Genomic DNA, 13,136 nt, shown 5'->3' on the forward strand with positions numbered 1-13,136 from the left:
ATCAACCACTAATTATCTTTCCTGGACTACCAACTACCGTAGTACTTTCTGGAATAGAAAAATCCACAAAAGAATTAGCACCAACGATAGAATTAGAACCAATAGAAATACCTCCAACAATGACAGCACTAGCATATATTACGGTACCAGTTCCGATTTTAGGATAAGTAGACTCTCTATTGGATGGGTCAATGAACCTTTTTTTTGCTCCCAAAGTAACATTCTGATAAATAGTACAGTCAGCACAAACAACACCATCACCAATAACAATACCCGTTGGATGAGGGAACTTTATATTTGGGTCTAAAACAGCATGTGGTGATATATAACTACTATATCTGTTCCTCATTATATTTTTATACCATCTACTGATATATCTAAAAGCACGGTATTTCGAAAGACATAGTTCTTTATAACAGTGGTGTACATCTACAATACTTCCAAATCCACATATAACTTTAAGGAAAATCACCTTATCAACTCCTTATAATTACCTTTTATTTCTTTCATACTAATCATAATTATCTTTCCAACAGGAACATTACGTATTCGGCTGTATAAAAACACACTAATAATACCAGAAACACTATAGCTAATACTCGAAGATATTGCAGCTCCTATAGCACCGTAACCGGGAATCAAAAAATAATTCATTAATATATTAATCATAACTGCTGGCCCCATGATGTACAGACCAACATGAGCTTTTCCATTACCCGCAAAATCAGCGTTTAAGGTTTTAAAGAGAGTCATAAGGATAACCCCTGGTAATAGATAACACATAACATTATATGAGTATGCATACTCTACGCCGAAGATAATATTTACAAAAAAACCGCCAAAAACAACAAAAACAAAAGATAGTAAGCAAGTAATATATAAGTTTATTTTGGTTAGGAAAACAACTTTACAATACCAGTTGTCATTCTCGACACTTCTCGAAGCATTCGACATTATTACAACTACGAATGCAGCAGGAAGCTGCCAAAGCATATCAGCAATTTGAGTCGATATAGTATAAATACCAACTTGTTCTAAAGTAGACCAAGAGGTTAGGAAAATAATATCTATCTTATAGTTAGACAGAATAAGGAAAAATACTAGCGCATACATCCAGCTTTTTTTAAGCATTATTATCATTGTTGAAAAGTCTAGACTTAATATTACTGTTGTATTTCTTACCAAGTAATATAAATTTAATACGAAACTTACAATTAAACCAATGATTAGAGAAAATAAAGTATTTTCAAGGGTAAGTTCCTCGTAAAAATAAAGCAACAATACAATAGACATATATATAGTCTGCTGTATATGAACTGCAGAATTGTACTTTTTTATTTTACCCAGCCCTAAATAAACACCTTTAATTAAATTTAAAGACAAATTCAAGAAATATATCAAAAGAAGAGGAAATAAATATTCTTTGCCTAATTCAAAAGAATTAAAATCAAGAGAGAAATATATTAGAAAACTTCCAAAAATAGAGGCAATAGAAAGAAATAGAATTAAAGCTCCAAGCACCTTACTTTCACTTATTTCTCTTTTTCCTATAAAGTAAGTACCCGCCTGTCTCATCCCTCCTTCAGTTAAAGCTATAACTAGTTGAGGAACAACAAGTAAAGCCGAAAATATTCCTCTATTTTCAGCTCCAAGCCCTCTAGCTAGTATAACCATTACAACAAATGAACTAGCTATAGTAAATACTTTAATGAAAAATACAGACATTGTGTCTTTTATCATATTAAACTATTCTCATCTGATAAGTCGTCTAGACGTATCAACTCCCCTTTAGATGATACAAAGACGCCTTCAGATTTTAAAGTAAAGCCATGTTCGCTATGAATACGCTCATTAATTTGATTGACTAATTTAACAACATCAGATGCAACTGCCCCTCCAAAGTTAACAATAAAATTTGCGTGTATCGGAGATACCATAGCTCCACCAATTTTAGAACCTTTAAACCCTAAGCTTTCTATTATTTTACCTGGAGGACCAAATTCATTATACATTGATGGTTCGCTAACGAAAAGCGAACCACAACTAGGTAGTTTTCTTGGAAATTTTTTCCTACGATCTCTTAAAATCGATAGGCATTCCCTTCTTATTTTTGATGAGCTTCCTTTAGAAAGTGACAACTTAACTGAAGTTATTAACTCTTTCTTCTCTTGAAATATACTCTTCCGATATTCAAATGAGCATTCATTAGCTTCCCTTACAATTTCCTGGCCATTACTGTCCACCGAGGTTACTGATATAATGCTAGAGCTAATAGTAGTACGTTTACTTCCTCCGTTCATATAGACTAACCCTCCAAGCGTAGCAGGAATGCCAACTATATGTTCTAGACCTTTCAATCCATTAACTTGTGCCAATCTAGATAGACGATGACATTCAATATTAGATCCAACTGTAATCTGGTTATCATCTATACGTATTGAACTGAATCTGTCCGTCAACTTTAGAAGCGCTATATCTAAATAGCCATTATCAAATAGTAAATTAGTAGTGTTACCTACAATTACTGGACTGAGTTTATATTTTTCACAAAAAAATACAGCTTTTTTATAATCATCAACATCATTGATGTAAATTAGTTTTTTTGCAACCCCTCCAATTTTCCAATTAGAATACTTAGAAAGGTCTACATTATCTATAACCTTGAACATATATTAATCTATCTCTACAATATTAGCGCCCAATAGATGTAACTTGCTTAGGATATTGTTGTAACCACGTTTAATCTGCCAAGAATCAGAAATAACCGTTTTACCTTCAGCTACCATGCCTAACATCAGCAATGCAATACCAGCTCGTAAATCAAGAGCTTTTACATCTGCACCTTTAATATTATCGGTACCATTAATGATAAATAGATCACCATTGATTTCAGTATTAATATTCATCTTATTCATCTCTTCGCCATATGCATAACGACCAGGGAATCGCAAGTCAATAATATGACTAGTACCATTGCACATTGATGCAAATGCCGCAAATAAAGGTTGCATATCAGAATTAATTCCAGGATAAGGCCCAGTGCTAATTTCAACTGGATAGCACTCACCTTCTGCAACAATAGCGCTATCATTACATCTGTATAAGTTAACTCCGCTCTCTCGAAGATGAATTAATGGTATTTCAAGGTCTTTAAAAGGGAAGTTTTCAATTTTAATTTCACTTTTCGTCATTGTTGCCAAAATAACCCATGTTAATGCTTCCATATTGTCTGGCATTACACAATGACGAATCGAAGATAGGGACTTAACCCCATTAATCTCAATTCTTTCTTGACCAAAAGCTTTAATATTTGCTCCTGATTTATTCAAAAAATCAATTAAGTCGATAATTTCAGGACGAATATGGGGATTATATATTCGTGTAATACCACTTGCTAAACAACCAGCGAGAATAGCATTTTCCGTAGCACCAGTAGATCGCATTCGAAGGTGAATATCACAACCTTTTAGCCTTTCTTTTGATTCAGCTACTAAATAATCCCCATCTTCAGATATTTTTGCACCGAGCGATTCAAGTACATGAACATGAATATCATATTTACGCTCTCCTAATTTACACCCGCCAGGCAGCGGTACACGACCGTAACCATACTTAGCAACTGAAGCACCTAGGATCAATAGGGTGTTTCGGATTGAGCGATCATGCCATTCGAGGTTCGTACTAATATCACTATCTTGTGAAATGACAACACTATCACCATCAACGACAACTGACTTCCCCAAGTACCGCAACATATCCTCATGAATCTGTACATCTAAAAGGTTGCTTGGATAATTTGTCAATTCAACATTTTTATCGAATAGAATAGATGCTGCAAGCAAACGTAAAACACTATTTTTTGCACCACTAACTGTAACACTGCCTTTCAATTGACTTTTTTCGATTACAAATTTCTTATCGTACATACTTTTAAAACTCACTAAATTTAATTGCATTTAAATCTTTATTTGATAGTAGTGGTTCACACTCAATAGGCCACATGACGGCAAGTGCTGAATCATCCCATCTAATCGAAATTTCGGCACTAGGATTATAATAATCTGTGCATTTATAAACAAACTCCGCCTCATCACTCGTCACATAGAAACCATGAGCAAAGCCTTCCGGTACCCACAGCTGACGCTTGTTTTCAGCAGATAGATACTCACCAACCCATTGACCAAACGTTGGCGAACCTTTGCGAATATCAACGGCCACATCAAACACTTCACCAGAAACAACGCGAACTAACTTACCTTGGGTATTTTCAGTTTGGTAATGCAGTCCTCTTAAAATACCTTTTTTGGACTTTGAGTGATTATCTTGTACAAAGGGGGTCGGCTTACCCGTCACTAATTCTTCAAACTGTTTTTGATTCCAGGTTTCCATAAAGAAACCACGCTCATCACCAAATACACTGGGTTCTATGATTTTTACATCAGGAATGCGAGTATCGATTACTTTCATTTTGTTATTCCGTATACGCTTGAATATTGTTTAACGCGGCCTTCCAATCACTCGCTTTAACCGACAAACCTAGCGTGATTTTTTCAGTACTTAAACGAGAATTACTTGGACGCTGAGCGGGGGTTGGGTATTGGTCAGTGGTGATACTCGTTAATCTCGGTTTTTTCTCAAGAACGCCTTGTACAACCGCAACATCAAAAATGGCATCAGCAAAGTCAAACCAACTGACGTGAGGCAAACCCGAGTAATGGTAAACACCGTACTCAACAGCATCACCTTGATTAATTCGCTTCGCTATTTGAATCAATGCACACGCAATATCACCCGCATAAGTTGGCCCGCCAAACTGGTCGCCGACAATACTCAATGCGACTCTGTTATCACCTAAACGCAGCATGGTTTTCACGAAGTTATTGCCGCTCTCACCAAATACCCATGCTGTACGAAGGATAATGTGTTTTTCACATGCTTCAGCAACAGCGATTTCACCGGCGAGCTTACTTTTACCGTAAACCCCTTGCGGGTTTGTCGCATCCGTTTCTACATACTCGCCCGCTTTATTGCCTTCAAAGACATAATCGGTCGAGATATGCAGCATTGCAGCACCAACGCTCTGCGCTGCTTGTGCGAGGTATTTGGGACCATCACGGTTTATCGCGTAAGAAAGGTCGACTTCCTCTTCAGCCTTATCAACCGCGGTATGTGCCGCTGCATTAATAATGATGGTAGGCTCAAATTCAGCCACCGTAGCATTGACGGCATCTTGACTGGTGATATCAAGATGCACTCTATCAAGCGCTAGCACTTCCGTATTCTCATGCTTCGCTAACTGTTCAGTTAGACTCGAGCCAACTTGGCCATGACTGCCTGTAATTAAGATACGCATCAGCTTACTGCCTTTTTCTGAGCTTCAGTCACTAGGCGTGTCAAATACTGACCGTATTCGTTTTTCATCATCGGCTTAGCCAGTGTCAATACTTGCTCATCACTCAGCCAACCGTTGCGCCATGCGATTTCTTCTAAACAAGCGACTTTCAAGCCTTGAACATTCTCAATCGTTTGTACGAAAGATGAGGCTTCATGAAGGCTTTCGTGAGTCCCTGTATCTAACCACGCAAAGCCACGACCCAATAATTCAACGTTCAACGAGCCGTCATTGAGGTACATTTCATTGAGTGTGGTAATTTCTAATTCACCACGATGAGATGGCTTCACTTGCTTGGCCATTTCCACCACGCGGTTATCATAGAAATACAAGCCAGTTACTGCATAGTTGGATTTTGGTACTTTTGGTTTTTCTTCGATCGAAACGACTTTCATCTCTTCATTAAATTCAACCACTCCAAAACGCTCTGGGTCTTTCACTTGGTAACCGAACACCGTTGATAAACCTTGCGATGTTAACTCTCTCGCCTTTGTTAATTGGCGACTAAAAGACTGACCGTAGAAGATGTTATCGCCTAGCACTAAACACACACTGTCATCACCAATAAACTCTTCACCAATAATAAATGCTTGCGCTAGACCATCTGGGCTTGGCTGAATCGCGTACTCAAGGTTAATACCGAAATCCGAGCCATCACCAAGTAAACGCTGAAAGCCAGCATTGTCTTCTGGTGTCGTGATGATCAAAATATCTTTAATACCAGCAAGCATTAATGTAGAAATCGGGTAAAACACCATAGGCTTGTCATAAATCGGCAAGAGTTGTTTTGATACGCCGCGCGTTAATGGGTATAAACGTGTGCCAGAACCACCAGCTAGAACAATACCTTTCATTACTTCTTCACCTTCGATTCAGTTGTTTCTACACCCAAGCGTTCACGTTGGTAACTGCCATCTTGTACATTTTGACACCACTTAGCGTTATCTAAGTACCATTGCACTGTTTTTCGAAGACCTGTTTCAAACGTCTCTTCTGGCGTCCAATCTAGTTCACGTTGCATTTTACTCGAATCAATAGCGTAGCGGCGGTCGTGACCAGGACGATCTTGAACATAGGTGATCTGCTCTGCATACGCTGACTCTTTCGGTACTAACGTATCTAAGATTTCACAAATTGTGTTTACGACTTCGAGGTTTTTCTTCTCGTTGTGACCACCGATATTGTAGGTCTCTCCCACTTTCCCTTCCTTCACCACTTTGTAGAGCGCGCGGGCGTGGTCTTCGACAAATAGCCAGTCACGGATTTGGTCGCCTTTACCGTAGATAGGTAACTCTTTACCTTCTAGCGCATTAAGGATAACCAGTGGAATCAGCTTCTCGGGAAAGTGATACGGGCCGTAGTTATTCGAGCAGTTGGTTACGATAGTTGGTAGGCCGTAGGTGCGTAACCATGCACGAACAAGGTGATCGCTCGATGCTTTTGATGCCGAGTATGGGCTGGATGGCTCATAAGATGTCGTTTCCAGGAACATTGGTAGCTCTGCACCTTCTGGAACCTCATCTGGGTGCGGGAGGTCACCATACACCTCATCAGTCGAGATGTGATGAAAACGGAACTCTGCTTTCGCTCGTTCTTCAAGCGTGTTCCAGTATTCGCGTGTCGCTTCTAGTAGCGTATATGTACCAACAATGTTGGTTTCGATAAACGCCGCTGGGCCAGTGATTGAACGGTCAACATGTGATTCAGCCGCAAGGTGCATCACCGCATCCGGTTGGTGCACTTTAAACACGCGGTCTAGTTCTGCTCGATTACAAATATCGACTTGCTCAAAGACATAACGATCACTTGAATCCACTTCGATAAGAGATTCCAAATTACCTGCGTAAGTAAGCTTATCAACGTTAACCACGCTGTCAGATGTATTATTTATGATATGACGAATGACTGCAGAGCCGATAAAGCCAGCACCACCAGTGACGAGGATCTTCATAGTTTTCTCTTGTAATATATCATTTAGAACAACTCACGAGTGTGAAGATGTATAGAATTTTTGAGGTTTAATCTAACGAGAATATCCCAGCCAATGCTGAGACACTTTTTATTCATTTTGAGACCGTCTATTTTAAACAATTCCTTATAAAACCTAGATTTTACTGTCTTTTTAAAAACCGCCCTAATAGGCAACCAAACCGTCTTTTGCGCTTTTGGCTGGCTATTACTTGCTAACAAGCTGCATTTGGACACGCTACCGCCCTTAGGTTTGGCTCCTAAAAGCAATCAGTTAAGACTTTTCACTTTTATACTGTTTTCTCTTTAAAAAAAGTACCAAAAAAGGAACTTTAAATTAACAAACATGTAATTAAGGCGTTGTATAACAGGCATTTGTCCAACAGGTGTATGTACGCCTTTTTATAAACAATGCTCTGATATTCTACCTACTTTCTTGTACAGCGTTGCAGCAACACTTTTCTAATAAATAATTTTGACGTTTCAATAAAACGAGGCAAAGTTCGAGTTATTGCTCACAGTCTACGGTAATTTAATTTCAGATACGGTTAGTACCTTATGTCTAACGGCTAACGGCTAACGGCTAACGGCTAACCAGCAATTTAAAAGAATATATGATTTACCTGAACACTTTTGCTTTATTTTAAACAAAACGGATTAATTCTAAATTAAGGCGACGCTGGTATTATCTAAGCGAAGTTTGCAAGATTGATTAAGCAGTTCAATTAATATAGAACAACGCCTATCTCCTTCTGCCTGCATGAAAATACCTTCGATATTTTTATACACACCATCACAAACCACAACTTTAGCGCCAATCTGAATTGACTCATCAATTATAAGTTTACTTTTTTCTTTCAATTCAACTATTAAAGAATCCGGGACAACCTGTGGTCGCCCTGCATAAGTAACATAACCATAAACTCCTAAAGTATTTTTCACTTTGGATGCAAGGTGTGATGACGGATCTAAATATACAAAAATGTACCCAGGAAAAAGCGCTTCATTTTTAACTGCTCTTTTGCCTTTTCTTATTTTGGCCACTTCAACATTTGGATAGTAAGATACAATGCATTGATTCGTAAAATTTAAATGTGCTCTCGATTCTTGTTTAGATTTACACCTAACTAAAAACCACTTCTTGCTAGCCATTTCATCCATGTTTTCTTGTAATTGCATCTTTTGAACCTCTAAGCAGAAATAGGCTAATTCTAAAAATTGAATATTAGGTTAAATTAATCAATAAGCTATTTTTTTACAGTTAAAGCTGATTGAGTTCTATACTATTTGCCTACTTATCACTATTGTATTCATAGTTATAATATCCATAGTACCCATAAGCATTACTTGCTTTTTTAACCACACCATTAAATACAACGCCTTTTACATCAATACCATTTTGCTCGAAACGATTACGCGTTATTTCAAGCTCTTTAACATGGTTTAAACCAAAGCGCGTTACTAGTAGTGTACTGCCTGCATGTGCACTGACAATAGCAGGGTCTGTTACCGCAAGAATGGGCGGGGTATCTATAATGACCAAATCATATTTACTACTTACTTCTTCAACTAACTTGCTAAAGTTGCTATGCATTAAAAGCTCTGAAGGGTTTGGTGGTATTTGGCCTCTGGTTATTACGTCTAAATTAGCGACTTGGCTAGGCTTAGTCACATCAGTCAAACTTAACCGGCCTGATAAGTAGTCACTCAAGCCGTTATCCCATTTCATACCGAACTGTGTTTGCAGGTAGCCTTTTCGCATATCAGCATCAATAATCAGTACCTTTTTATCACTTTGCGCTAAAACAGTTGCTAAGTTAACTGAAATAAATGATTTACCCACACCAGGGCTTGGGCCTGAAATGGCAATTATGTTATTTTTAGCCTCCATCATGGCAAAGTGCAGGCTCGTTCTGAGGCTTCGCAATGCTTCAATAGAGAGGTCCGCAGGGTTATCTACTGCGAGTATTGACTTAGCTTTTTGGGTTTTACCCTTACGCGCCCTTGCAAAACCAGTCAGTTTAACCTGGTATTCTGAGTAAGGTACACTGGCATATACTGGTAGGCCTAACGCCTCAATTTCACTTGGGTCCTCAATACCTTTGTGCATTGCTTTTTGCACCAATACAATCGCAACAGCAAGCATACCGCCTAACATAGTTGCTATAACCACGATCAATGCTTTTTTAGGTTTAACGGGTTTAGAGCGGTTCACTTCTGCATAATCAATGATACGTACATTACCTACGGTGCCTGCGCGTACTATGTCAAGCTCTTGGGTTTTGGCAAGTAATAATGTGTAAATTTCGTTATTGACTTCAACATCTCGTGTTAAACGCAGCAGCTCTTGTTGCGTTTCAGGCAAAACTTGTACTTCGCCTGCCAACTTACGCTTTTGCTCTTTAACTACATCAATTTGCTCAATAACCCCAAGGTACGATGGGTGTTCTCTTTTAAACTTACGACTAAGCTCTAACCTTTTTAAATCAAGCTCTTGGAGCTTTGTATCAAGTTTTACTATTTGCTCAAGTACCGCTTGGGTTTCTAACGAAATATTAACTGACTCGCGTTTTACTTGGTATTCATTAAATAACTGTTCAGCTTCTTCCAGTTGCTTTTTGACTTCTGGTAATTGGACATTTAAAAACTCTAATGACTTTTGCGCTTCAGCACTATTGCGCTCAACGTTTCTGCGTACATAAACACTCGCTACTTTATCAAGTACTTGTTCAGCATACGCCGAATATGCATGCTGCAAGCTTAAATTTATAATGCCTGAATCTTTGCCTTTTTCACTTGCACTAATATCGGCTTGTAAATCAAGCACCGTATTTAATCTATCTCTTTTAGTAATAAAGAACTCGGTATTAGCTCTTGCGACTAACGTTTTAACTATTAGCGTAAACATGCCATTAGTTAACTCGCTACCGACTGCACCACTTAAAATCACGTTACCATTCGCATCGAGTAGCTCAAGTTGATTTTGCCCTTTAGCGACTAATGTAAATTGCTGACCAATCGCATTCGCAGGTACGTCGAATCGAAAGATATCTAACTGTTCACCGCCCCAAGCATAACTATCGGCACCAAAACTTGGCGCTGCGAGCTCATCAGGTTGACTGGGTGAAAACGAGCGAAACATCTTCCCGCCAATAAGCGGGAAGTGGTTATAGCCAATCGCAATATCAAGTTTTAAAGCATCAACTGCTTCACCAATAATACTACGTGATTTAAGCAGTTCTATTTCAGTCACTGCGGCAGAGGTGCTTTCAAACATGCCAGCCATGTCATCAAAACCAGGGACTGATCCGCCCTTTTCTTCTACTTGGATCATGGCCGTTGCTTGGTATATTGGCGTGCTTAACAGTGCATACGCAATACCGACCAGCATAAATAGCGCAGTCACTGAGATAATAAAAAGCTTTCTATCGAGCAGCGCACCAAACAGCGCCATTAAATCTATTTCTTGCGAGTCTTGTTGAGCTGTTTCTCTAACTTGTTTTGTTTGTTGGTTTGCAACAAAATTAGGCTGAGCATTCATAAACGCACCTTTAATCCCTATAAATACTTTTGCCAAGCGCCACACGCGCGCTCAATTAACTCGTACACATGCTCAAACGCTTCTCGCGATTGGCGATATGGATCGGGTATTTCTTTATCATCAAGCCACTTGCCTAACAAAAAAGTTTTACCTCGTGCTTGTGGGTAACGATGACATAAGTCAGATAAATGCCGCTGTTCCATCACTAAAATCACACTGTTTTCGGCAACGAGGGATGAATTTAACTGCCTGCCTTTATGAGCTAACATATCTATATTTTGCTGCTGTGCTAGTTCCACAGCGGTTGCATCGGCACTTTTACCTTCAAGCGCGGTCAGCCCTGCTGATGAAACTCGAATAGCTTTATTTTGTAACTTGTCTTTTAAAATATACTCTGCGGTGGGGCTGCGGCATATGTTACCAGCGCAGACCACTAAAATACTATCAAACATATTGTGCCCTTACTGGTTTTCGATATCTTGTAATGCATCGACGGTAGAAAGCGATGGTAACAATAAGCTAATTACACGGTTCCAACGAGCCAGTGGTGCACTGGTTACATACACGATGTCGCTAGGCTGTAATTCAAACTGCTCGGCCATTACAAGTGCAGCAATGCTTTTAGCATCTAGCTGGTATACATCAGCAAGCACACCATCGCGCTCAAAATTACGCTTGCGTAATACAAACACACCACTAGCGTTTGCCGTGGTTTCGTTTAAGCCACCCGTTTCACTAAGTGCTTGCGCTAAATTCAAACCATAACGGGTTACTTGCACGGTACCAGCGCGCTTAACATCGCCTAGTACAAATACATTTTGTTTGTCATTACGCGATATATGAATAATATCACCATGTTGTAATAAGCGATTTTGTGAAATGTCGCCCGCAGCATAAAACGCGTTTAATTCGATATTTTCGGTTACATCACCACGCGTGAAGCTCACTTGCTGCCAGTCGGCGTTATCTGTCAAGCCACCAGCCTGACTTACCGCATCAATAAGTGTTAACGGTGTCTCTGTAATGGCGTATACGCCTGGTTTATTTACTTCGCCTGTCACATAAGTACGCTGACTTTTAAAGCCAACTACTTTTACATCAACTTGCGGATCTTCTATTACGCGACTTAGGCGCTTGACTAATTCTGTGCGTACTTGATTAACCGTTTGGCCTGCGGCCTTAATACCAGGCGCATAAGCAAAGTTCAGGCTACCATCGGCTTGTACTCTAAAACCATCAAATTCAGCAGTTCTTTGCACTGCGGCAGGAATAGTTAGTTCAGGGTGATCCCACACCCCCACACTCAGCACATCGCCAATGCCCAATTTATATTCATAACCAGTAACATCAACACCTTGAGAGGGTAATTTTTGAGTTGTTAAAGCACTCTGTTGTAAGTTTTCTTTTTGTTTGCTTATAAGGTGGGAGTCAATCATTTTAACATTGACGTGCTCTAATTCTTGTTGGGCATTATTATAGTCTTGCCCACCACTTAGCCCTTCAAAGTGGCTACCAGGAATAATATTACAACCAGAAAGTGAAATAATTGCGAGTGATGAAAGAAGTTTAATACAACATTTAGCCATTTTTATTCCATATAGCTTTTTAAAGACAGTTATCTACCGAATTAAAACACGAGCACCAACAGACCGCAAGCACTACCCGCACACATGTTAATTAAACATTAAAATAACTTTATCTACCCGCTACTTTTTATTTAGTAAATTAAAACAATAAAATATGGAAGAAATATGGAATTTAAAGCAACCTTGCTTTAAATGGCGTAAAACTAAGCCTAGCACGTAGTAAAAGGTTTAGAGTATTGCAGCAATCCATAGCCTGCCAAAAAGAACACAATTTATTTGTCGCACATTATAGTTCGCTAAATTGAGTTGTAAAGAGCTAGTGTGCATAAAATTAAAATAATGATATGTGATTTGATTAGAGTTCGGGTTGTTTGTTGGGGTTATGTGGCGTTTTAAGTGGATTTAGATGTTGGCTGGAATGCGTTGTAGGCAGAGCCTGAAATATTGCGGGGTGTGAAGCCTGAAGATATGCGAGACGTTTAAAAATACGAGGCGTAAAGCCTTAAAACATGCGAAGCATAAAGCCTTAAAACATGCGAGGCGTAAAGCCTTAAACATGCGAGGCATAAAGCCTCGCCTACGGCGGCGCCGGGTGATGTGATTGTAGTAATTAGTGTATTTTGCGGTAGGCGAGCATTTATTGCTCGCT

12 protein-coding genes are annotated in these 13,136 nt (G+C 39.1%); all 12 read right to left on the reverse strand.

Going from position 1 to position 13,136, the window contains the following annotated elements; genetic code table 11:
• Position 1: 1 nt before the first annotated feature.
• The 12 genes from CWC18_RS01240 to CWC18_RS01295 all read right to left on the reverse strand — a co-directional run bounded on the left by CWC18_RS01240 (position 2) and on the right by CWC18_RS01295 (position 12,487).
• Positions 2–472 (reverse strand): serine O-acetyltransferase, encoded by a 471-nt coding sequence (locus tag CWC18_RS01240; protein WP_138674544.1) that lies wholly within the window; start codon positions 470–472, stop codon positions 2–4.
• The gene (locus CWC18_RS01245) at positions 469–1,740 is read right to left on the reverse strand and encodes a polysaccharide biosynthesis C-terminal domain-containing protein (RefSeq protein ID WP_138674545.1); all 1,272 of its coding nucleotides are present in this window, start codon (positions 1,738–1,740) and stop codon (positions 469–471) included. The genes CWC18_RS01240 and CWC18_RS01245 overlap by 4 nt, the downstream gene beginning before the upstream one ends.
• Positions 1,737–2,669: a UDP-N-acetylmuramate dehydrogenase gene (gene murB, locus CWC18_RS01250; protein WP_138674546.1), complete on the reverse strand. Its 933-nt coding sequence runs from the start codon at positions 2,667–2,669 to the stop codon at positions 1,737–1,739. Before murB ends, CWC18_RS01245 begins: the two co-directional genes overlap by 4 nt.
• A 3-nt stretch (positions 2,670–2,672) precedes the next feature.
• Positions 2,673–3,956 carry a UDP-N-acetylglucosamine 1-carboxyvinyltransferase gene (locus tag CWC18_RS01255; RefSeq protein WP_249930060.1) on the reverse strand — a complete coding sequence of 428 codons (1,284 nt, stop codon included), beginning with the start codon at positions 3,954–3,956 and terminating at the stop codon, positions 2,673–2,675.
• Positions 3,931–4,467: a dTDP-4-dehydrorhamnose 3,5-epimerase gene (gene rfbC / locus CWC18_RS01260; RefSeq protein WP_138674547.1), complete on the reverse strand. Its 537-nt coding sequence runs from the start codon at positions 4,465–4,467 to the stop codon at positions 3,931–3,933. The genes CWC18_RS01255 and rfbC overlap by 26 nt, the downstream gene beginning before the upstream one ends.
• A gap of 4 nt (positions 4,468–4,471) precedes the next feature.
• Positions 4,472–5,353 carry a dTDP-4-dehydrorhamnose reductase gene (gene rfbD, locus CWC18_RS01265; RefSeq protein ID WP_138674548.1) on the reverse strand — a complete coding sequence of 294 codons (882 nt, stop codon included), beginning with the start codon at positions 5,351–5,353 and terminating at the stop codon, positions 4,472–4,474.
• Complete coding sequence (rfbA, locus tag CWC18_RS01270; RefSeq protein WP_138674549.1) at positions 5,353–6,246, reverse strand: glucose-1-phosphate thymidylyltransferase RfbA; 894 nt, start codon at positions 6,244–6,246, stop codon at positions 5,353–5,355. Before rfbA ends, rfbD begins: the two co-directional genes overlap by 1 nt.
• Entirely contained in the window at positions 6,246–7,343 is a 1,098-nt protein-coding gene (gene rfbB, locus CWC18_RS01275) for a dTDP-glucose 4,6-dehydratase (RefSeq protein WP_138674550.1), read from the reverse strand. Before rfbB ends, rfbA begins: the two co-directional genes overlap by 1 nt.
• A gap of 680 nt (positions 7,344–8,023) precedes the next feature.
• The gene (rfaH, locus tag CWC18_RS01280; protein ID WP_138674551.1) at positions 8,024–8,539 is read right to left on the reverse strand and encodes a transcription/translation regulatory transformer protein RfaH; all 516 of its coding nucleotides are present in this window, start codon (positions 8,537–8,539) and stop codon (positions 8,024–8,026) included.
• A gap of 112 nt (positions 8,540–8,651) precedes the next feature.
• The gene (locus CWC18_RS01285) at positions 8,652–10,901 is read right to left on the reverse strand and encodes a polysaccharide biosynthesis tyrosine autokinase (protein WP_138674552.1); all 2,250 of its coding nucleotides are present in this window, start codon (positions 10,899–10,901) and stop codon (positions 8,652–8,654) included.
• Positions 10,902–10,918: 17 nt separating this feature from the next.
• On the reverse strand, positions 10,919–11,353 hold the full coding sequence (locus CWC18_RS01290; protein WP_138674553.1) for a low molecular weight protein-tyrosine-phosphatase: 435 nt from the start codon (positions 11,351–11,353) through the stop codon (positions 10,919–10,921).
• Between the two features lie 9 nt (positions 11,354–11,362).
• On the reverse strand, positions 11,363–12,487 hold the full coding sequence (locus tag CWC18_RS01295) for a polysaccharide export protein (protein WP_138674554.1): 1,125 nt from the start codon (positions 12,485–12,487) through the stop codon (positions 11,363–11,365).
• Positions 12,488–13,136 lie beyond the last annotated feature (649 nt).

Source organism: Pseudoalteromonas aurantia (genome assembly GCF_005886875.1).
GTDB lineage: Bacteria > Pseudomonadota > Gammaproteobacteria > Enterobacterales > Alteromonadaceae > Pseudoalteromonas > Pseudoalteromonas aurantia_A.

What these genes read in the sequence shown, in the direction of transcription:
- CWC18_RS01245 (WP_138674545.1), bottom strand. Translation starts at nt 1,740, where the DNA reads ATGATAAAAGACACAATGTCTGTATTTTTCATTAAAGTATTTACTATA.
- murB (WP_138674546.1), bottom strand. Translation starts at nt 2,669, where the DNA reads ATGTTCAAGGTTATAGATAATGTAGACCTTTCTAAGTATTCTAATTGG.
- CWC18_RS01255 (WP_249930060.1), bottom strand. Translation starts at nt 3,956, where the DNA reads ATGCAATTAAATTTAGTGAGTTTTAAAAGTATGTACGATAAGAAATTT.
- rfbC (WP_138674547.1), bottom strand. Translation starts at nt 4,467, where the DNA reads ATGAAAGTAATCGATACTCGCATTCCTGATGTAAAAATCATAGAACCC.
- rfbD (WP_138674548.1), bottom strand. Translation starts at nt 5,353, where the DNA reads ATGCGTATCTTAATTACAGGCAGTCATGGCCAAGTTGGCTCGAGTCTA.
- rfbA (WP_138674549.1), bottom strand. Translation starts at nt 6,246, where the DNA reads ATGAAAGGTATTGTTCTAGCTGGTGGTTCTGGCACACGTTTATACCCA.
- rfbB (WP_138674550.1), bottom strand. Translation starts at nt 7,343, where the DNA reads ATGAAGATCCTCGTCACTGGTGGTGCTGGCTTTATCGGCTCTGCAGTC.
- rfaH (WP_138674551.1), bottom strand. Translation starts at nt 8,539, where the DNA reads ATGCAATTACAAGAAAACATGGATGAAATGGCTAGCAAGAAGTGGTTT.
- CWC18_RS01285 (WP_138674552.1), bottom strand. Translation starts at nt 10,901, where the DNA reads ATGAATGCTCAGCCTAATTTTGTTGCAAACCAACAAACAAAACAAGTT.
- CWC18_RS01290 (WP_138674553.1), bottom strand. Translation starts at nt 11,353, where the DNA reads ATGTTTGATAGTATTTTAGTGGTCTGCGCTGGTAACATATGCCGCAGC.
- CWC18_RS01295 (WP_138674554.1), bottom strand. Translation starts at nt 12,487, where the DNA reads ATGGCTAAATGTTGTATTAAACTTCTTTCATCACTCGCAATTATTTCA.